The organism is Pseudoduganella sp. jia 12 (assembly GCF_055502675.1).
Genome location: NZ_JBUXKP010000020.1, coordinates 42,131 through 61,561, shown reverse-complemented (window position 1 = coordinate 61,561; position 19,431 = coordinate 42,131). Strand labels below are relative to the sequence as shown.

Here is a 19,431-nt window from a genome sequence, read left to right as displayed (position 1 = left end):
ATTCGTTTTTAAACCGCTGCCGCACCGGCCACGATTTCAGAGAGTTCTTTGGTAATGGCTGCCTGACGGGTCTTGTTGTACACCAGCTTCAGTTCGCCGATCACACTGCCGGCGTTGTCGCTGGCGGCCTTCATCGCCACCATCCGCGCCGACTGCTCGGACGCGAGGTTTTCCGCCACGGACTGGTACACCAGGGCTTCCACGTAACGTTCCAGCAGTTCGTCGATGACGGTCCCTGCATCCGGTTCGTAGATGTAATCCCAAGTGATGCCACCCTTGTCTGCCGCGCGCTTTTCAGCGGTCAGCGGCAGCAGCTGCTCGACCATCGGTTCCTGCTTCATCGTGTTGATGAACTTGGTGTAGCACAGGTATACCGCGTCCAGCTTGCCTTCCTGGAACTTCTCCAGCATGACTTTCACGGGGCCGATCAGCTTTTCCAGGTGCGGGGTATCGCCGATCTGCGTCGCCTGCGCCACCACGGGCACACCGATGCGGTTCAGGAAACCGAGACCTTTGTTGCCGATGGCAACCGCTTCGACCTTGTTACCGGCGGCTTCCAGTTCCTTCGTCTTGTTCGTCACCGCGCGCAGCACGTTGGTGTTCATGCCACCGCACAGACCCTTGTCGGTCGTGATGATGATGAAGCCAACGGCTTTCGCCTGCGTGCCCTGGGCATCTGCCAGGAACGGGTGCGTGTACTCGGGATTGGCGCCAGCCAGGTTCGCGGCGATATTACGAATCTTGTCCGCGTAGGGACGGGCGGCGCGCATGCGATCCTGCGCCTTGCGCATTTTCGATGCGGCGACCATTTCCATCGCCTTCGTGATCTTCTTCGTATTTTCTACGCTCTTGATCTTGCCACGTATCTCTTTGCCTACTGCCATGAGTCCTTACTCCTTCTGCGCGAATGGCGGTTCACCCAGGTGAACCGCCGTGCCGCTTAAAATGCGCCGGATTTCTTGAAATCAGCGATGGCCGCGGACAGCGTTGCTTCGCTATCCTTGTCCAGTTGCTTGCTTTCTTCGATCTTCGACAGCAGGGCAGCTTGCTTCGTCTTCAGGTACGAATGCAGGCCTGCTTCGAACGGCAGCACTTGCTTGACGCTGATATCGTCCAGGAAGCCCTTGTTCACGGCGAACAGCGACGCGGCCATCAACGAGGTCGACAGCGGCGAATATTGCTGCTGCTTCAGCAGTTCCGTCACGCGGGCACCGCGGTCCAGCTGCTTGCGGGTCGATTCGTCCAGGTCGGAAGCGAACTGCGCGAACGCAGCCAGTTCACGGTACTGCGCCAGGTCGGTACGGATACCGCCGGACAGGCCCTTGATGACTTTCGTCTGCGCTGCACCACCCACGCGGGACACCGAAATACCGGCGTTGATCGCAGGGCGCACGCCGGCGTTGAACAGCGACGTTTCCAGGAAGATCTGGCCGTCGGTAATCGAGATCACGTTGGTCGGCACGAAGGCGGACACGTCGCCGGCTTGCGTTTCGATGATCGGCAGTGCGGTCAGCGAACCGGTCTTGCCGGTCACCGCGCCGTTGGTGAAGTTCGACACGTAGTCGGCGTTCACGCGGGCTGCGCGTTCCAGCAGGCGGCTGTGCAGGTAGAACACGTCGCCCGGGTAAGCTTCACGGCCCGGCGGACGGCGCAGCAGCAGCGAAATCTGACGGTATGCAACAGCTTGCTTCGACAGATCGTCATACACGATCAGCGCGTCTTCGCCGCGGTCGCGGAAGTATTCGCCCATCGTGCAGCCCGAGTAGGCCGAGATGTACTGCATGGCGGCCGATTCGGATGCCGTGGCGGCAACGACGATCGTGTATTCCATCGCGCCGTGCTGTTCCAGCGAGCGGACGATGTTCTTGATCGTGGAAGCCTTCTGGCCGATGGCGACGTAGATACACGTCATGCCCTGGCCCTTCTGGTTGATGATCGCGTCGACTGCGACAGCCGATTTACCGGTCTGGCGGTCGCCGATGATCAGCTCGCGCTGGCCACGGCCGATCGGCACCATCGCGTCGATGGACTTCAGGCCGGTCTGCATCGGCTGCGACACGGATTCACGGGCGATCACGCCCGGGGCGATCTTTTCGATCGGCGAGGTCAGCTTGGCATCGACCGGACCTTTGCCGTCGATCGGCTGGCCCAGCGCGTTTACGACGCGGCCGCGCAGTTCCGGACCGACCGGCACTTCCAGGATGCGGCCGGTGGTTTTCACCGTGTCGCCTTCGGAGATGTGCTCGTAGGCACCCAGAATCACGGCGCCGACGGAGTCGCGCTCCAGGTTCATGGCCAGGCCAAACGTATTGCCCGGGAATTCGAGCATCTCGCCTTGCATCACTTCGGACAGACCGTGGATGCGGCAGATACCGTCGGCAACCGAGATGACGGTGCCTTGATTGCGCACTTCAGCGCCACTGTCAATGCCTTGGATCCGGCTCTTGATCAGCTCGCTGATTTCAGATGGGTTGAGTTGCATGGTAACTCCTAATTGTGTTCTCTCAGCTTGCGCGAGGGTATAAGGGTCTGCCGCAGGTGCACGCAGTACTGCCGGCTTACGACGTCAGCGCGACGCGCATCTGTTCCAGCCGGGCGCGTACCGAAGTGTCCAGCACTTCGTCACCGACCACCACGCGCACGCCGCCGATCAGCGATGGATCGACCGTGACTTGCGGGTTCAGCTTGCGGCCGAATTTCTTTTCCAGCGTGGCGACGAGGGCGGCGGTTTGCGCGCCATCCAGGTCGAATGCGCTCGTGATTTCGGCATCCGCCGCACCTTCCGTGCCGTTTTTCAGGTCATGGAATTGGGCACCGATTTCCGGCAGCAATGCGATGCGGCCGTTTTCGATCAGCGTCGAGAGAAAATTGTTCGCTTCCGCGGTCAGCGGCGACTTCAGCAGGGAGGTGATGGCGGCGAGCACGTCGCTGTCCGTCACCTTCGGGTTGCGGGCATATGCCAGCACCTCTTCGTGCGAACCGATCTGGGCCAGTTCGGACACCAGATCGGACCACTGCGCGAGGTTGCCAGCCTGGGCTACGCGGAAGAGGGCTTCCGCGTAAGGACGAGCGACGGTTGCGAGTTCAGCCATGATTACAGCTCGGTCGCAAGGCGATTCAGCAGGTCGGCGTGGGCCGACGCGTTGACTTCGCGCTTCAGGATTTGCTCGGCGCCCTTGACTGCCAGGTCGGCAACCTGGGCACGCAGTTGTTCGCGTGCCTGGGTGACCTGCTGGTCGGCTTCGGCCTTGGCGGTCGCGATGATGCGATCCGCTTCGGCCTTGGCGTTGGCCTTGATTTCTTCAGCTACCAGCTGAGCGCGCTTTTCAGCGTCCGCGACGCGCGACGCAGCTTCGTCACGCGCGGAGGTCAGGGCTTCCGTGGCGCGCTTTTCAGCTGCCGCCATCGAAGCCTGGCCCTGCTCTGCAGCAGCCAGACCGTCCGCGATACGCTTGGCACGCTCATCCAGCGCAGCATTCAGCGCCGGGAATACGAATTTCATCGAGAACCAGACGAGCACCGCGAAGGTGATCATCTGACCGATGAGAGACATATTGATGTTCATACCTTGCTCCTAAAAAGTTTCCCCTGGTTGGAGCGGTAAATTACTGGCCTGCGATAGCGGCGGTCAGCGGGGTCAGGAACGGGTTAGCGAACGTGAACAGCAGAGCAACACCAACGCCGATCATCGAGATCGCGTCCAGCAGACCAGCAATAACGAACAGCTTGGTTTGCAGTTGCGGCATCAGTTCAGGTTGACGTGCCGACGCTTCCAGGAACTTACCACCCAGGATTGCGAAGCCCAATGCGGTGCCGATGGCAGCCAGGCCGATGATGATAGCCACTGCCAGAACGGTCATGCCTTGTACTTGTGCGATCAGAGCTTGCATTTAGATTTCTCCTAAGATTTAAAAAAACTACGATACAGATTTAAAAAAACTCGATTTTTTTACAGCGGAACTTCTCGGAATCTTGCCGGACCGCTGGCCCGGCAGGGTTCCATCATTAGTGTTTCTCTACCGCGAGGGCGAGGTACACAACCGTCAGGGCCATGAAGACGAAGGCCTGCAGCGTCACAATCAGGATGTGGAAGATTGCCCATGGACCACCCAGCGCCCACTGTGCCCACCATGGCAGCAGCGCGATCAGGATGAAAATCAGTTCGCCGGCATACATGTTGCCGAACAGTCGCAGCGACAGCGAGATCGGCTTGGCCAGCAATTCAACCATCTGCAACAGGAAGTTTGCCGGGGCCAGCAGGATCGTGCCGACCGGACCGCTGGCGTGGAACGGCGCCGTGAACAGCTCCTTGACCCAGCCACCGGCGCCCTTGGCGCTGATCGAAAAGCCGATGATGCAGATCAGCACACCGATCGACATGCCCAGCGTGTGGTTCACGTCCGCGGTCGGAACGACGCGCAGGTAGTTCACACCGACCAGCGACAGCAGCTGTGGCAGCAGGTCGACCGGCAGGAAGTCCATGGCGTTCAGCAGCCAGACCCAGACAAAGATCGTGATCGCCAGCGGGGCGATGACCTTGCTCTTGGCATGGAAGGCGCCGTTGACGGTGTCGTTGACGATTTCCATCACGAATTCAACGAAATTCTGCAGCTTGCCCGGCACGCCGGCGGTGGCACGCTTGGATGCCAGCCAGAAAACGAACAGGAACAGGGCGCCCAGGATCGCGGAGATCCAGAACGTGTCCAGGTTGTAGGTGCCGTCGGTGTTCTGAAGGTGAGTAAGGTGGTGCTGGATGTACTCGGTGGCGTTTGCCGGGCCTGCGTGGCCCCCCGCGTGTTCAGTCGTCATAGTAAAGTTGGTATTGAATTTAGAAACTTTGTCCGCATCCTTCGATTCTCGAAGGGCATCAAACGGCATTTAAACTGCGAGCAATGAGAACCAGTAAGCCAAGGTCGTCACCGCGAAACCCAAGATCAGCCAAACCGACGCGGCCGATGGAAACAGCACCAGTACCGCAATGAACAGCACTGCTGTAATGAATAATTTCACCATCTCGGCGCGGAAATGCCGCCGGAAGATTGCTTTGGGATCACCGTTGGCCCGCGTGACGATCAGCGCATAGGCCAGGCTGCCCAGCACCGCGATCGCACCGCCCATGGCGGCGGGCCAGCCTTTTCCCACCCCGGCGAAGAGCGCAACGAGGGCTGAAAAGAGGACGGCGATGGTTAATTGCAGGGCGACGATTCGATAGACCGGCCGGGCGATGCTTGCAGCAGAATCCCTCACTTGCCAACCTTCTTAACGTAGCTTTAAGACCCAAAGACACGGGATTATAGGACTGTTACGTGAGCGGCGTCAAACGAGTTGCACCTCGTAAGAGCAAATGAAGCAACATTGTGACGAATATGTCAGCCTCGCGCCCCGTTGTGGTGCAGCTCTGCCGTAGATGACAGCCTTAAGTCAGCCTTAAGCACGCAATCCCGGCATTTTCGTATCCAAAACGCAACATACCTGCCTGGCCGTCAAGTGCAACGGCGTCTCATGCACCCATATCGGGGCGGTGGGAAGCTGCGCAATATCAATGTGTTACGCGCGTTCGACGGTTTTTTAGAGGAACTCTTCGGAACCGCTCCCTGCTACCAGCGTGCCGGTGTGGATGGCGATGACCCCATACTGGCCGGCGTTATCAAAGGTTACGTTTCTAATTCAACAATCTGAATATCGATTGTGAATAACTCGTTATTTTCAAAATGGCGATTCACCAGGCGTGATTATGTCGACGGTGCCGAATTAATTCGGACGACAAATTCCAATCCCTGGGGATTAGGCCCAGTGACGCCATTGATTGCATTCGTCCGGACGATTCGGCACACGGGATGGCGGCGCCGCCCGGTGCACTCCAGCTCGTGTCCCCGTGCCAGGCACCGGGACACGAGCTGGACTATTGCTTCACTCGGCCGCCGGTTCGCGCAGCCGTGTCAGCACGCCTTCCAGGATATCCAGGTCGGCGAAGTCGATGATCATCTGGCCCTTGCCTTTCGCACCGATGCGGAACGTGACCGGCGTGGCCAGGCGGTCCGACAGCTCTTCTTCCAGGCGCTTGATGTCGCCGGACTTTTCCCGCACGCGCGCTTCCGGCGGTGCGTCCTGCTCTTCCTGCGTGCGGGTGACGAGTTTTTCCGTTTCCCGCACCGACAGGCGTTTCGCGATGACCACGTTGGCCAGCGTGATCTGCGTGGCCGCATCGACGGCGAGCAGCGCACGGGCGTGACCCATGTCGATATCGCCCGCCATCAGCATGGTTTGCACGGGTGCGGCCAGGTTGAGCAGGCGCAGCAGGTTCGACACGGCGGAGCGGGAGCGTCCCACGGCCGTGGCCGCCTGTTCATGCGTAAACGCGAAGTCGGTGATCAGGCGGTGGATACCCTGCGCTTCTTCGAGCGGATTCAGGTCTTCGCGCTGGATGTTCTCGATCAGTGCCATCGCTGCGGCGGAGGTGTCGTCCACCTCGCGCACCAGCACGGGTACCGTCTCCAGGCCGGCGATCTGCGCGGCGCGGAAGCGGCGCTCGCCGGCGATGATCTCGTAGCGGGTTTTTACTGCGCTGTTATACGCTTCGTTGCCAGCTTCGTTGCCGGATTCGCTCCCGAGCGGCCGCACGAGGATCGGCTGCATGATGCCCTGGGCCTTGATCGATGCGGCCAGCTCGTTCAGGCTGCCTTCGTCCATCCGCGTGCGGGGTTGGTACTTGCCTGGCTGCAGTTGCGCGAGCGGCAGTTCGGAGGGATTGCCCTGCTCTACTGGAGCCGTCTGATCGCTGTCGCCGCCCAGCAGCGCATCGAGGCCGCGGCCGAGGCCCTTGAGTTTTTTGGTTGCCATAGTCTCGTTCGGGCGCCGGACACCGTTACCGGGGGAGAGCCCCGGTAATGGTATCCGGCACCGGTGTTTGTTGAAGAAGAATTACATCGTCTTGATGCGCGCCACCATCTCGGCGCCGAAGGCGATATATGCCTGCGCACCCTTCGAGGACGGGTCGAACGACACGCCCGGCATGCCGTACGACGGCGCTTCGGCCAGCCGCACGTTGCGCGGGATGATCGTCTTGAACACCTTGTCGCCGAAGTGCTGCTCGAGCTGGGCCGACACCTGCTGCGACAGCGTCATGCGCGGGTCGAACATCACGCGCAGCAGGCCGATGATCTTCAGGTCCTGGTTCAGGTTGGCGTGCACCTTCTTGATCGTATTGACCAGGTCGGACAAGCCTTCGAGCGCGTAGTACTCGCACTGCATGGGAATGATCACGCCGTGCGCGGCGCACAGGCCGTTCAACGTGAGCATCGACAGCGCGGGCGGGCAATCGATCAGGATGAAGTCGTAATCCTGGTCGACCAGGGCCAGCGCATTCTTCAGCCGTTTTTCCCGGTTATCCAGTTCCACCATTTCCACTTCAGCGCCGGCCAGCTCGCGGTTGGCGGGCAGCACGTCGAAGCGGCCCGATTCCGAGCGCTGGCGTGCGCTCGCCACGTCGGCGCTGCCCAGCATGACTTCATAGGTGGAAGCGGGCAGCCCGGCCTTGTTGATCCCGGCCCCCATCGTCGCATTGCCTTGCGGGTCCAGGTCGACCAGCAGCACGCGCTGGTTCAGTTTGGCAAGGCCGGCGGAGAGGTTGACCGTGGTGGTGGTCTTGCCCACCCCGCCCTTCTGGTTCGCTACGCAAAATATCTTTGCCATCGGGTTTTTCTTGTTCTTTCAGTCTTTGGTTTATATCGTTTATATTATTTATACGATTTATACCGTTTATATTATTTATACAGTTTATACGGTATAAACTGTATAAACGATTTATACTGTTTAGACAGTTTCGCCGCGTTCGACGAACACCAGATGCCGTTCCGCATCGAGCCCCGGCACGCGCAGGGGCTGCAAATCGCGCACCTTCCAGTCGCCTGGCAGCCGCTCGCGTTCCTCCTGCGGCGCAGTGCCCTTCAACGCAATGAAGCGGCCATTGTCGGCCAGCAGGTGATGCGACCATTCGACAAAGTCGGACAGGTCGGCAAACGCGCGCGACGTGATGACGTCGAACGGTTCCTTCACGGCCAGCTCCTGCACCTTTTTCGTGTACACGGTGACATTGGCCAGGCCCAGCTCGGCCTTCACTTGCGTGAGGAAGGCTGTTTTCTTGTGCACCGTGTCGATCATCGACACCTTCATGTCCGGCCGGGCGATCGCCAGCACGATGCCGGGCAGCCCTCCTCCGGCACCCACATCCAGCACGTTGCGCGCGCCGGCGAACGCCGCCACGGCAGCCAGCGAATCGAGCAGGTGCAGCGTCATCATCTGCATCGGGTCGCGTACCGACGTCAGGTTGTACACATGGTTCCACTTGTTCAACAGCGCCAGGTAATCCAGCAACTGCTCCTGCTGGGCACTCGACACGTCCAGGCCCAGTTCCGCGACGCCGCGCGATAGTACCTGTGCCAATGCGGCACGATCCACGCCGGCCATCAGGCTGCCTCCTCTTTCAGAGTGACGAACCCGCCAAAGCCGGCCTTCTTCAGGTGCACCAGCAGCAGCGAGATCGCGGCCGGCGTGACGCCGGAAATGCGCGATGCCTGGCCCAGCGTTTCAGGGCGATGCTTGTTCAGTTTTTGCCGCACCTCGACCGACAGCGCGGCGATGTCCAGGTAATTGAACCCTTCCGGCAGCTTCAGGTTTTCGTAGTGCTCATGCCGTTCCACTTCCTTCAACTGGCGCTCGATATAGCCGGAATACTTCAGCTGGATCTCTACCTGTTCCTGGACGGCCGCGTCCGTCACGCCCGGACCGCCGAGATTACGGCCGTCCTCCCCCATCAGCGTCACCAATGTGTCGTAATCGACGTTCGGCCGGCGCAGCAAATCGGCCAGCGAATATTCGCGTTCGATGGCTTGGCCGATCACCCGTTCCGATTCGGCGGCAGCCACGATGCGCGGATTCACCCAAGTCGACTTCAACCGTTCCAGCTCCACGGCGACGGCTTCGCGCTTGCGTTCGAACGCTTCCCACTGCGCATCGCCGACCACACCCAGCTTGCGGCCCGCTTCGGTCAGGCGCATGTCCGCGTTATCTTCACGCAGCGACAGGCGATACTCGGCACGGCTGGTGAACATGCGATACGGCTCCTGCACACCCTGCGTCACCAGGTCGTCCACGAGTACACCCAGGTAAGCTTCCGAACGCGCCGGCGTCCACGGTTCCTTGCCCTGCGTCTGCAGCGCGGCGTTCAAGCCGGCCAGCAAGCCTTGCGCGGCGGCTTCTTCGTAGCCGGTCGTGCCGTTGATCTGGCCGGCAAAGTACAGGCCGGAAACCTGCTTCGTTTCCAGCGACGCCTTCAAGCCGCGCGGATCGAAGTAGTCATATTCGATCGCATAGCCGGGGCGCAGGATGTGCGCGTTTTCCAGGCCTTTCATCGAACGCACCAATGCGATCTGCACATCGAAGGGCAAGCTCGTGGAAATACCATTCGGATAAAACTCGTGCGTCGTCAGGCCTTCTGGCTCCAGGAAGATCTGGTGCGATTCCTTCGCCGAGAAGCGATGGATCTTGTCTTCGATCGACGGGCAGTAACGCGGGCCGACACCTTCGATGACGCCGGTGTACATCGGACTGCGGTCCAGGCCGCCGCGGATGATGTCGTGCGTTTTCTGGTTCGTGTGCGTGACCCAGCATGGCAGCTGCTTCGGATGCATGGCCGTGTTACCCATAAACGAGAACACCGGCACCGGATCGAGGTCGCCCGGCTGCTCCGTCATCACGGAGAAATCGATGCTGCGGCCATCGATGCGCGGCGGCGTGCCCGTCTTCAGGCGGCCCTGCGGCAGCTTCAATTCCTTCAGGCGTGCCGACAGCGACAGGGCCGGCGGATCGCCGGCACGACCCGCCGAGTAATTTTGCAGGCCAACGTGGATCTTTCCGTCGAGGAAAGTACCGGCTGTCAGCACGACCGCGCGCGCGCGGAACTGCAAACCGATCTGCGTGACGGCGCCCACGACACGGTCGCCCTCCACCATCAAGTCATCGACAGCTTGCTGGAACAGCCACAAGTTTGGCTGGTTTTCCAGACGCGAACGGATGGCGGCCTTGTACAGGATGCGATCGGCCTGGGCACGGGTGGCGCGCACGGCCGGCCCCTTCGACGAGTTCAGGATGCGAAACTGGATGCCGGCTTCGTCCGTGGCAATCGCCATTGCACCGCCCAGGGCATCGACCTCCTTCACGAGATGGCCTTTACCGATACCGCCGATCGACGGATTGCAGGACATCTGGCCGAGGGTTTCGATGTTATGGGTCAGCAGCAAGGTCTTCTGACCCATACGGGCCGACGCCAGTGCAGCTTCGGTACCGGCATGGCCGCCGCCGACGACGATGACGTCGAATTCAGTAGGAAATAGCATGGTGGAAAAGAAAAGCAGAGGGGATGAAGAGAGATTATAGAGTTTTTTGCGCGCTGCGAATTTTTTAGGCAGAAATTTTCCGGCGATGTTTCACGTGGAACGTAAGGAAGCAGGACAATGAGCAATGGTTTTTCAATCGTCTGGCACTCCCAGACGATTGTTTCACGTGGAACAAAAAACCCGGCATTGCCGGGTTTTGATGGAACTGGTGTGACTGTTTCACGTGGAACAATCACCAGCGCTGCCATGCATCCCATGACGTCTTGACGATCAGGATCGTGACCACAACCAGAAAGACCCGGCGTACGAATCCACTGCCGTGGCGCATCGCCAGTTTCGTGCCGATCAGCGAACCGGCCACCTGGCAGACGGCCATCATCAAGCCCAGCTGCCACAGCAGGTGGCCGCTGTAACCGAACCACAACAGCGCCGACAGGTTGCACGCCACATTGACCACCTTGGCCACGGCGGACGCCCCCAGGAAATCAAAGCCGAACAACCGGACAAACAAGAACACGAGGAAGCTGCCGGTACCCGGGCCAAAGAAACCATCATAAAAACCGATGCAGGCGCCAATGCCGACCGCCATCAGGCGCTCGCGCAAACCGCTATGCAGAGGCGCATGGACGCTGCCCAGGTCCTTGCGACGGAACGTGTAAATCGCCACGGCAATCAGCACGAACGGCAGCAAAGTACGCATGAAGTCGGCAGGAATCTTCGTCACCGTGTAGGCGCCAAAGAACGCAAACAGGAACGCGGCAAAGGCGGCCGGCGCAGCCGTCGTCCACGCAATCGAGACACGGCGCGCGTAATTGACTGCCGCTGCGGCCGTCCCGAAAATGCCGGCCAGCTTGCTGGTGCCAAGCAGCGTGGCGGGTGCCGTATTGCCGAATGTGGAGAACAGCACGGGAATCTGGATCAATCCGCCGCCACCCACGACAGCATCGACCAACCCGGCCGAGAATGCCGCTACCGCCAGAATCGTCAGATCCACCACCCTGCCCCCATCCATTCGTCGTCGTCGAACCCGTCATTGTACGGAAAGAACACAAGCCTCGGCAGTGGCCCGCAACTGCGGTATGCTGGAACGACCGCCACCACCGGAGGGACCATGAACGATTTTTCCTTCAGTACCGTGCCCCACATCGTGTCCGCCACCGGCGCCGCCGGCCAGCTGGGCGAACATGTCCGTACCCACTTTCCCGATGCGCACCGCGCCCTGGTCGTGACCGATGCCGGCTTCCTTGCGACCGGCCTGGCCGGCGCGCCGATTGCCAGCCTCGAAGCGTCCGGTTTTCACGTGAAAACGTACAGCGACGTCATCGCGGATCCGCCGGAACACATCGTCCTCGATGCGGTCGACATCGCCCGCCATCACGAAACCGATCTGGTGATCGGGCTGGGTGGCGGCAGTTCGATGGATGTCGCGAAGCTCATCGCCGTGCTCGCCGGCAGCGGTCAGCCGCTGGCCGAAGCCTACGGCATCGGCAATGTTCGCGGTCATCGCCTGCCCCTGGTGCAGATACCGACCACGGCCGGCACCGGTTCGGAAGTGACCAATATCGCCATCGTGACCACGGGCGCCACCACGAAAATGGGCGTCGTGGCGCCGCAGCTGTATGCGGACCTGGCCATCCTCGATGCGGAATTGACGCTCGGGCTGCCACCGCGCGTCACGGCCGCAACCGGGATCGATGCGATGGTGCATGCGATCGAAGCCTACACGAGCCGGCACAAGAAGAACCCCTTGTCCGACCTGCTGGCGCGCGAAGCATTGCGCCTGCTGTCGTCCAACCTGTCGCCGGCGTGCCAGGGTGGCGCGGACCGGTCGGCCAATCTCGCTGCGCGACAAGCCATGCTGCTGGGCGCACTCCTGGCGGGCCAGGCGTTCGCCAATGCGCCGGTCGCCGCCGTCCACGCCCTCGCCTACCCGATCGGCGGAATTTTCCATGTGCCGCACGGCTTGTCCAATGCGCTCGTCTTGCCCCATGTGTTGCGCTTCAATATGCCGGCGGCTGCGGCGCACTATGCGGAACTGGCCGCCATCGTTGCGCCGCATGCCGAGGGAACGGTGGGCGCGCGGGCCGAAGCCTTCGTGGCGGCGATGGAACAGCTGGCCAGCATGACCGGAATCGAAAGCAGGCTGCGCGACGTCGGCATTGCCGAGTCCGACCTGGACCGGCTGGCCGATGCAGCGCTGTTGCAAACCCGGCTGCTGGGAAACAATCCACGCGAGATGACACGTGCCGATGCAAAGGCAATCTATGCCGCGGCATTGTGATGCCGATGCGGTGGTCGGCGAAATAAAAACGCGCTGTCAGCGTTAAATATGTGACGTGCTTTGATCGGGAACTTTTTCGTTACCGCGCCCGGGAAATATTGCTCTTGCTGACACTCACGCGCAGCCAGTCGGCCGGCAGCGTCAATGTTGCGGCATCCAGTACCTGTTGCCATCCGGTGTAATTGGCCAGGTAGCGGCTGGCCACGCCATTGAAGCGCCGCAGCCAGGTCTTGAAGCGGCCATGCCAGCCATTGACGTTGTTCAGGTGGATCGCGCCGCGTTTCCTGATGCCGGCCCGAACGTTGATCGCTTCATGCGTGATGTGGGCAGCGTGCGCGAATGCCTTGTATGCCTTCGCGGCATCGCTGATCAGCAGCACATCGGGACTTATTACCGGCGACAGGTGCTGAGTCAACTGGCTTGCGCTCACCGCGCCGCGCCCCACGACGAATTCGTGCGTCGTTTTATTCCGGTCGCGGGCAACAAGTATGCAGTCGAGTTCCCGGCTGATACCGCGCCGCTTTGCTTTGCCGCCCCGGCGCCGCGCCGGCCGGTCCAGGTGCCGCGAGCCCTTTTGCGATTCCAGCAAGTAGGTCTCGTCGGCTTCGACCATGCCCGACAGCATTGCCGGGCGCTCGCGCCGCACCCCGGCAATGAACCGGTGGCGCCAGCGAAAACTTGTCGAGCGGGCGACGTCGACCTGTTCGGCCGCAGCGCGCACGGTGCGCGAATCGAGCAGGCACGTGAAATAGGGCAGCCATTTTTCGCGCTGGCGCAAGCGCGCCAGCGGCGTGCCGGTCAGCGCGTTGTAACTGCGGCCGCACTGGAGGCACCGATAGCGTTGCAGCCCGTTTGCGCTGCCGCAGCGGTGCTGGCGGGGACAGCCACAGTGCGGACAGGGCCCGCGGCCGGCTGCTTGCTCGATCAACAGGAAACAGTTTGCACACGACGACAACGTGTCGAGCCAGACCCGCAAGCTGTCTGCCTGCTGATCGCTCAATGGCTCACGGCGCAGTATGTCGAACAGCCCGGCAAAGCTCGCGATGTCCATTGCCCTCTCCTTTGCATGAGTTACCTCAACAAGGAGTAAGACAGTGCCCGGTTCGATTGGTTCGCAGATCTAACGCTGACAGCGCCAATAAAAAACGGGCCACGCAGGCCCGCTTCCTTGCTCATCAATTGCAGCGAATCAGTCCGGCACGTTGACTGTGGTGCCGCTGACAGTGATCGCGCTGTTGCCAGGCGATGCCGAGATCAGCGGCACATTGGCCACGGTGATCGGTACCGCATTGCTGCCCCGGGTCACCGTGTGAATCACCTGCGACGGTGGCAACGGCGTCGCACTGTTCTTCAGGTTCGCATACACGGCGTCGAGCGCGCGGAACAGGTAGACATGCAGCGGCACGATCACGGTCGGCAACGCGTTCGAGAAGCTGTCGAAGTGGTTGGCGTTGGTGACCTCGATGTAGCGCAGCTTGCTGTTATTGCCTTCCACCGCGGCGTTCAGCCCGACATATGCGCGCGAAGCGTGGTTGACGGGAATCAGCGCATCGGCCCGGCCGGAAACGATCAGCGCCGGCTTGCCGCGCAGGTTGCCCGTGGCCTGCACTTCGGTCATGCCGGCACGCACGCGGGCACTCTGGGCCGCCAGGTCGCCCGTCAGTGCCGCACCGGTCACCGCATCGACGCCGGTGGCCAGCGAGCGGAGGCACAGGAAACCGTCCAGCGACTGGTCTTCGATACCGGTCGAGGGCGACACGCCCAGGTTGTACAGCTTCGCGCCGCCCTGCGAATTCTCGTAGATCGGCGTGCCGATAATGCCGTTCATCGACGCAAAGCTCGCCGCACGCGCGTTGGCCGTGAACGACACCGGCGAGCCCGTGGCGTCGGCCGTACCCCAGCTGAACCCGCACACATTGTCGGTCACGGAAAACTTGCCGTAGGCGTTCACGTACGTGACGGCCACGAGGATGTTCGTCAGCGCATGCGCCGCCTGCAGCGGTTCCGCGGCCGCCGTCCAGCCGTACGCCTTGAGTCTTGCCTGCGCATCCGCCTGGCGTGATGCCAGGTCGTTCCCCGTCAGCAGCCCCTTCTGCACCAGCGACGCGCAGCGACCTGCCCCGCCGGCGATACACGGCTGGTACAGCGCGGCATAACTCGAGTAGTCGAGCAGCGGCTTGCCCTGCGCCGTGACGTTCGCACCGGCTTGGCGCACCGTGTAGCCGGACGTGCGGCTCGGCTGGATCTGCGGCTCCGTCGCTGCCACCGCATCGATCAGCCCGGCCGTATCCTGCTCGGCGGCCAGCAAGGCCGAACCGGCCCCGTTGGAAATCGACGAGGCGATCGTCAGCGTGTTCGCCGGCGTGAAGCGGACGATGCGGCTCGTATTGTCGCGGGCGACGACCCCGTACTTTTCATTGAGCACATAGAACGCGAATTCAACGGCTTGCAGCGTGATCTTGCCCCAGTCCTTTTCCGGATTCTGTTGTGAGTGCGCATGCTTGAATGCCACGCGTCCGGGAAATTGCTGGGCAAACGCGGTGCGCTGGGCATCCGTCAGGTCCGGTGCGAACTGGGCATCCTTGCCGGACGCCGTGCGCGTGGCCCGCACGCCGCCGGGTCCATTGACGGTGTCATCCTCGAACGCGTACAGCCCGGTCCCGCTGCCCTTGTCCGCGTACGCCACCGCGCAATTGTTCTTCAGGCCCCACTCCCCCGCGCTGCCGATCGCACCATAGATGCCCCGCGAACCGCTCGACGTGCCGGTCACGATGCATGGATTGACGGGGTCGAACCCGTTCGGTACCTGTACCATCAACGTGACGTTTTGCCGGCCCGAGCCATCGTCCGCGTACGCCAGGTATTCCGTACCGGCCACCATGCCATTGCCATTCGTTGCCACGCCGGCCGCGTTGACGTTCGGACCGTACATCGTGCCGTAGCCGCTGTTCGCGGCGATGTCGAGCACGGCACGGTAATTGGCGAAGATGGCGTTGCGGCGCAATTCCCGCGCCGTGGGATTGGCCGGATCGTTGTAGGCCGGTGCGGCGGCGGCGGCCAGCCCGGCCGTGCCCAGGCCGGCCGTCAGCAAATCGTCGCTCGTGCCATCGTAGCTGGCGGTCGAGACCGTGCCGAGCCACGCTGGTTTCTGGTTCAGCACTTCCGGTTCGTCATCGTCGTCATTGCTGCCACAAGCGCCGAGCAACAGGGCCACGGCCAGGGCAATCGCGGTTTTCGAAGTCGTCATCTGCATGGTGTCCTCTTTCTGGAATCAGTCTGCTATGGATAAGGTGCTTGCTGGAAGATTGCTTGCTCCATAAAACCTCTGCGGAAACAACAACGCCGGAAAATTCCGGCGTTGTCATGGGTACGTCATGCCGGTTTTCTTCGGCCCAGCGCCGCCACGATTTCACCGACGATGCCGCGCCGGAACAGCAGCACGCAGGCTACGAAGATCAGGCCGGTCACGAGGCTCACGGCTTCACCCAGCGTGTTAAACCATTCGATGCCCGTGCCGTTGGCCACCATCGTGCCGAAGTCGCCCAGCTTGTTTTCCAGCGCGATGATGATCACGGCGCCCAGCAACGGCCCGGCCAGGGTGCCCATGCCGCCGACCAGCGTCATCAGGATGACGAGGCCGGACATGGTCCAGTGCACATCGGTCAGCGTCTCGAACCCCAGCACCACGGTCTTCAGCGCGCCAGCCAGGCCGGCCAGCGCGGCGGACAACACGAACGCCATCAGCTTGTACTTGTCCACGTCGTAACCCAGCGAGATCGCGCGCGGTTCGTTCTCCTTGATCGCCTTCAGTACCTGGCCAAACGGCGAGTGCACGGTGCGCACGATCAGGGCGAATGCCAGCACGCAGAATGCCAGCACCACGAAGTACAGTGTCGTGTCGTTCGACAGGTCGATCGTGCCCAGCAGGCGGCCGCGGGGCACGCCCTGCAGGCCATCCTCGCCACCGGTGAAGTCGGTGTAGCGCAACGCAAAGAAGTACACCATCTGTGCCAGCGCCAGCGTGATCATCGAAAAGTAGATGCCCGAGCGGCGGATCGCCAGGCCGCCGATCACGAAGCCCACCAGGGCCGCGGCCACCACGCCGGCCAGGATGCCCAGTTCGACCGGTATGCCCCAGTTCTTCAACGCGTTGCCGGCCACGTAGCCGGCGGTGCCGAAGAAAGCCGCGTGGCCGAACGAGAGCAGCCCCGTAAAGCCGATCAGCAGGTTGAACGCGCTGGCGAACAACGCAAAGCACAGCAACTTCATCAGGAATACCGGATAGCCGATGTACGGCGCGACCAGTGCCGCCAGCAGCAGGAGTCCATAGCCGATTTGCTTGTTCATGGGTGCCCTTTCACTTTTCTTTGCCGAACAGGCCGGCGGGACGCAACAGCAACACGATGACCATCACAAGGAACACGACCGTCGACGAGAATTCCGGGTAGAACACCCGCGTCAACCCTTCGATGACACCCAGGCCCAGGCCGGTAACGATCGAGCCCAGGATCGACCCCATGCCACCGATCACGACCACGGCGAACACGACGATGATCAGGTTCGAGCCCATCAGCGGGGACACCTGGATGATCGGCGCCGCCAGCACGCCGGCGAAGCCGGCCAGCGCCACGCCGAAGCCGTAGGTCAGCGTGACCATCAGCGGCACGTTGATGCCGAACGCTTCCACCAGCTTGGGGTTTTCCGTGCCGGCGCGCAGGTAGGCGCCAAGCCGGGTTTTCTCGATGACGAACCAGGTGGCGAAGCAGACGACCAGCGAGGCCACCACGACCCAGGCGCGGTAGTTCGGCAAGATCATGAAGCCCAGGTCGGTCGCGCCCTGCAGCTGTTCGGGCGTGTCGAAGGGTTGGCCGGACACGCCGTAGAACGAGCGGAAGATCCCTTCCACCAGCAGCGTGATGCCGAACGTCAGCAGCAGCCCGTACAGGTGGTCCAGCTTGTACAGCCAGCGCAGCATCGTTTTTTCGATGACGATGCCGAGGATGCCGACCACGAACGGTGCGGCGATCAGCATCGTCCAGTAACTCAAGCCCAGGTACGACATGCCCATCCAGGCCAGGAATGCACCCATCATGTACATCGCGCCATGCGAGAAATTGATGACGTTCAAGAGGCCGAAAATGATGGCCAGGCCGAGCGACAGCATCGCGTAGAACGAACCGTTGACGAGTCCCAGCAATAGCTGGCTCAACATGGCTGGCAGGGGAACGCCGAAAATTTCCATGGCCTTCTTCTCCTCGAAGAGTAATGCAACGATAGGGTTACGTAACAGGGCACCGCGGGAATGAACGTACGCCGTCCGCGCCGCGTCGCAACGGCGCACGCGGAACGTGGCAACGGCGGCGAATTCGTACGGCGTGCGCGACAGCTGGCGTTCACGCCGTGTTCGCTTGCCCGATCGATCGACACGCACCGCCAGCGGCCGGCGGGTGCACCGCCGGCCGCTGTTCAACGCGCCACGATCATCAGCGCCGGGTTATATCCAGCCGGGTTATTTCCACAGCGAGCATTTCGTTTCGGCCTTCGTCATGTAGGCCTGGTCGCCCGGGATCGTGGCCACCACCTTGTAGTAATCCCATGGATACTTCGACTCGGCCGGCTTTTTCACTTCCATCAGGTACATGTCGTGCACCATGCGGCCGTCCGGACGGATCACGCCATTCTTCGTGAACATGTCGTTGATCGGCGTTTTCTTCAGGTGGGCCATCACCTTGTCCGCATCGTCGGTGCCGAGCGCTTTCACCGCCTTCAGGTAGTTGGTCGCGGCGGAGTAGTCGGCCGCCTGCAGCATCGACGGTTCCTTTTTCATCTTGGCAAAGTAGCGCTTCGACCAGGCACGCGTATCGGCGTTCAGGTCCCAGTACCAGCCATCCGTCAGGTACATGCCCTGCGTGGTGTTCAGCCCCAGGGAATGGATGTCGTTGATGAAGATCAGCAGGCCGGCCAGCTTCATCTTCTTCGAGATGCCGAACTCGTTGGCGGCCTTGATCGAGTTGATCGCGTCGCCGCCGGCATTCGCCAGCCCCAGGATCTGCGCCTTCGACGCTTGCGCCTGCAGCAGGAACGACGAGAAGTCCGATGCCGACAGCGGATGCTTGACCGAGCCGAGCACGCGTCCGCCGCGCGTCTTGACGACGGCGGACGTATCCGCTTCGAGCGACTGGCCGAACGCATAGTCGGCCGTCATGAAGTACCAGTCCTTGCCGCCCTGCTTGACGATCGCGCCGCCGGTGCCACGCGCCAGCGCGACGGTGTCGTAGGCGTAATGCACGGTGTACGGCGTGCACTCCTCGTTCGTCAGGCGCGACGAACCGGCGCCGATCGAGATGAAGATCTTTTTCTTCTCGGCCGCCACTTTCGCCATGGCCAGGTTGGCGCCGGAATTGGTGCCGCCGATCAGCATGTCCACGCCCTGCTGGTCGAACCATTCGCGTGCTTTCGAGGCGGCGATGTCCGCCTTGTTCTGGTGGTCGGCGGAAATGAATTCGACTTTCTTGCCCGCGATGACGGTGCCGGCATCGGCGATCGCCATCTTGATGGCCTCGGCGCCGCCGGCGCCGTCGATGTCGGTGTACAGGCCGGACATGTCGGTGATGAAACCGATCTTGATCGTCTCGCCCGACACCTGGGCGGATGCGGCGCCGGACAGGCCGATGGCGCAGAGCGCGGTGGCGGCCATGGCAATAGCGTTATGTTTCATCTGTCGTCTCCATTCAGTGGGTGTTATGGAGCCGCCGC

18 protein-coding genes are annotated in these 19,431 nt (G+C 61.7%); 1 reads left to right on the top strand and 17 read right to left on the bottom strand.

The window, feature by feature from the left end:
- Positions 1 to 8 precede the first annotated feature (8 nt).
- From atpG to ACY65G_RS29295, 12 genes are all read right to left on the bottom strand, one after another.
- Positions 9 to 884: a F0F1 ATP synthase subunit gamma gene (gene atpG, locus ACY65G_RS29350; RefSeq protein WP_131148401.1), complete on the bottom strand. Its 876-nt coding sequence runs from the start codon at positions 882 to 884 to the stop codon at positions 9 to 11.
- A gap of 56 nt (positions 885 to 940) precedes the next feature.
- Positions 941 to 2,482, bottom strand: coding sequence for a F0F1 ATP synthase subunit alpha (gene atpA / locus ACY65G_RS29345; RefSeq protein WP_465000815.1), 1,542 nt, complete (start codon positions 2,480 to 2,482; stop codon positions 941 to 943).
- 76 nt (positions 2,483 to 2,558) lie between these two features.
- The gene (locus tag ACY65G_RS29340) at positions 2,559 to 3,092 is read right to left on the bottom strand and encodes a F0F1 ATP synthase subunit delta (RefSeq protein WP_465000814.1); all 534 of its coding nucleotides are present in this window, start codon (positions 3,090 to 3,092) and stop codon (positions 2,559 to 2,561) included.
- A gap of 2 nt (positions 3,093 to 3,094) precedes the next feature.
- A complete protein-coding gene (locus tag ACY65G_RS29335; RefSeq protein WP_465000813.1) occupies positions 3,095 to 3,565 on the bottom strand; it encodes a F0F1 ATP synthase subunit B in 471 nt (156 codons plus the stop codon).
- A 40-nt stretch (positions 3,566 to 3,605) separates the two neighbouring features.
- On the bottom strand, positions 3,606 to 3,890 hold the full coding sequence (gene atpE, locus ACY65G_RS29330; protein ID WP_465000812.1) for a F0F1 ATP synthase subunit C: 285 nt from the start codon (positions 3,888 to 3,890) through the stop codon (positions 3,606 to 3,608).
- A gap of 115 nt (positions 3,891 to 4,005) precedes the next feature.
- On the bottom strand, positions 4,006 to 4,809 hold the full coding sequence (gene atpB / locus ACY65G_RS29325) for a F0F1 ATP synthase subunit A (protein ID WP_465000811.1): 804 nt from the start codon (positions 4,807 to 4,809) through the stop codon (positions 4,006 to 4,008).
- Between the two features lie 69 nt (positions 4,810 to 4,878).
- Complete coding sequence (locus ACY65G_RS29320; RefSeq protein WP_465000810.1) at positions 4,879 to 5,247, bottom strand: ATP synthase subunit I; 369 nt, start codon at positions 5,245 to 5,247, stop codon at positions 4,879 to 4,881.
- Positions 5,248 to 5,910: 663 nt separating this feature from the next.
- The gene (locus ACY65G_RS29315; RefSeq protein WP_465000809.1) at positions 5,911 to 6,840 is read right to left on the bottom strand and encodes a ParB/RepB/Spo0J family partition protein; all 930 of its coding nucleotides are present in this window, start codon (positions 6,838 to 6,840) and stop codon (positions 5,911 to 5,913) included.
- Positions 6,841 to 6,921: 81 nt separating this feature from the next.
- Complete coding sequence (locus tag ACY65G_RS29310) at positions 6,922 to 7,692, bottom strand: ParA family protein (RefSeq protein WP_465000808.1); 771 nt, start codon at positions 7,690 to 7,692, stop codon at positions 6,922 to 6,924.
- A 120-nt stretch (positions 7,693 to 7,812) separates the two neighbouring features.
- Positions 7,813 to 8,466 carry a 16S rRNA (guanine(527)-N(7))-methyltransferase RsmG gene (gene rsmG / locus ACY65G_RS29305; RefSeq protein ID WP_465000807.1) on the bottom strand — a complete coding sequence of 218 codons (654 nt, stop codon included), beginning with the start codon at positions 8,464 to 8,466 and terminating at the stop codon, positions 7,813 to 7,815.
- Entirely contained in the window at positions 8,466 to 10,394 is a 1,929-nt protein-coding gene (gene mnmG / locus ACY65G_RS29300) for a tRNA uridine-5-carboxymethylaminomethyl(34) synthesis enzyme MnmG (protein WP_465000806.1), read from the bottom strand. Before mnmG ends, rsmG begins: the two co-directional genes overlap by 1 nt.
- A 232-nt stretch (positions 10,395 to 10,626) precedes the next feature.
- Complete coding sequence (locus ACY65G_RS29295) at positions 10,627 to 11,391, bottom strand: sulfite exporter TauE/SafE family protein (protein WP_465000805.1); 765 nt, start codon at positions 11,389 to 11,391, stop codon at positions 10,627 to 10,629.
- A gap of 114 nt (positions 11,392 to 11,505) precedes the next feature.
- On the opposite strand from ACY65G_RS29295, the gene ACY65G_RS29290 reads away from it, so the two are divergent.
- Complete coding sequence (locus tag ACY65G_RS29290; RefSeq protein ID WP_465000804.1) at positions 11,506 to 12,675, top strand: iron-containing alcohol dehydrogenase; 1,170 nt, start codon at positions 11,506 to 11,508, stop codon at positions 12,673 to 12,675.
- Positions 12,676 to 12,754: 79 nt separating this feature from the next.
- Here ACY65G_RS29290 and ACY65G_RS29285 read toward each other — a convergent pair whose 3' ends face one another.
- The 5 genes from ACY65G_RS29285 to ACY65G_RS29265 all read right to left on the bottom strand — a co-directional run bounded on the left by ACY65G_RS29285 (position 12,755) and on the right by ACY65G_RS29265 (position 19,393).
- Positions 12,755 to 13,726: an IS1595 family transposase gene (locus ACY65G_RS29285; protein ID WP_465000803.1), complete on the bottom strand. Its 972-nt coding sequence runs from the start codon at positions 13,724 to 13,726 to the stop codon at positions 12,755 to 12,757.
- A gap of 138 nt (positions 13,727 to 13,864) precedes the next feature.
- Positions 13,865 to 15,922 carry a 3-hydroxybutyrate oligomer hydrolase family protein gene (locus ACY65G_RS29280; RefSeq protein WP_465000802.1) on the bottom strand — a complete coding sequence of 686 codons (2,058 nt, stop codon included), beginning with the start codon at positions 15,920 to 15,922 and terminating at the stop codon, positions 13,865 to 13,867.
- A gap of 125 nt (positions 15,923 to 16,047) precedes the next feature.
- Complete coding sequence (locus ACY65G_RS29275) at positions 16,048 to 17,022, bottom strand: branched-chain amino acid ABC transporter permease (RefSeq protein ID WP_465000801.1); 975 nt, start codon at positions 17,020 to 17,022, stop codon at positions 16,048 to 16,050.
- Positions 17,023 to 17,032: 10 nt separating this feature from the next.
- A complete protein-coding gene (locus ACY65G_RS29270) occupies positions 17,033 to 17,917 on the bottom strand; it encodes a branched-chain amino acid ABC transporter permease (protein WP_465000800.1) in 885 nt (294 codons plus the stop codon).
- Positions 17,918 to 18,184: 267 nt separating this feature from the next.
- Entirely contained in the window at positions 18,185 to 19,393 is a 1,209-nt protein-coding gene (locus ACY65G_RS29265) for an ABC transporter substrate-binding protein (RefSeq protein WP_465000799.1), read from the bottom strand.
- Positions 19,394 to 19,431 lie beyond the last annotated feature (38 nt).

Bases quoted from the DNA above. Each gene is read 5' to 3' on its own strand.
- atpE (WP_465000812.1), bottom strand. From the start codon at position 3,890: ATGCAAGCTCTGATCGCACAAGTACAAGGCATGACCGTTCTGGCAGTG.
- ACY65G_RS29265 (WP_465000799.1), bottom strand. From the start codon at position 19,393: ATGAAACATAACGCTATTGCCATGGCCGCCACCGCGCTCTGCGCCATC.
- ACY65G_RS29290 (WP_465000804.1), top strand. From the start codon at position 11,506: ATGAACGATTTTTCCTTCAGTACCGTGCCCCACATCGTGTCCGCCACC.
- atpA (WP_465000815.1), bottom strand. From the start codon at position 2,482: ATGCAACTCAACCCATCTGAAATCAGCGAGCTGATCAAGAGCCGGATC.
- rsmG (WP_465000807.1), bottom strand. From the start codon at position 8,466: ATGGCCGGCGTGGATCGTGCCGCATTGGCACAGGTACTATCGCGCGGC.
- ACY65G_RS29280 (WP_465000802.1), bottom strand. From the start codon at position 15,922: ATGACGACTTCGAAAACCGCGATTGCCCTGGCCGTGGCCCTGTTGCTC.
- ACY65G_RS29315 (WP_465000809.1), bottom strand. From the start codon at position 6,840: ATGGCAACCAAAAAACTCAAGGGCCTCGGCCGCGGCCTCGATGCGCTG.
- ACY65G_RS29340 (WP_465000814.1), bottom strand. From the start codon at position 3,092: ATGGCTGAACTCGCAACCGTCGCTCGTCCTTACGCGGAAGCCCTCTTC.
- atpB (WP_465000811.1), bottom strand. From the start codon at position 4,809: ATGACGACTGAACACGCGGGGGGCCACGCAGGCCCGGCAAACGCCACC.
- ACY65G_RS29335 (WP_465000813.1), bottom strand. From the start codon at position 3,565: ATGAACATCAATATGTCTCTCATCGGTCAGATGATCACCTTCGCGGTG.
- atpG (WP_131148401.1), bottom strand. From the start codon at position 884: ATGGCAGTAGGCAAAGAGATACGTGGCAAGATCAAGAGCGTAGAAAAT.
- ACY65G_RS29285 (WP_465000803.1), bottom strand. From the start codon at position 13,726: ATGGACATCGCGAGCTTTGCCGGGCTGTTCGACATACTGCGCCGTGAG.
- ACY65G_RS29270 (WP_465000800.1), bottom strand. From the start codon at position 17,917: ATGGAAATTTTCGGCGTTCCCCTGCCAGCCATGTTGAGCCAGCTATTG.
- ACY65G_RS29275 (WP_465000801.1), bottom strand. From the start codon at position 17,022: ATGAACAAGCAAATCGGCTATGGACTCCTGCTGCTGGCGGCACTGGTC.
- ACY65G_RS29310 (WP_465000808.1), bottom strand. From the start codon at position 7,692: ATGGCAAAGATATTTTGCGTAGCGAACCAGAAGGGCGGGGTGGGCAAG.
- mnmG (WP_465000806.1), bottom strand. From the start codon at position 10,394: ATGCTATTTCCTACTGAATTCGACGTCATCGTCGTCGGCGGCGGCCAT.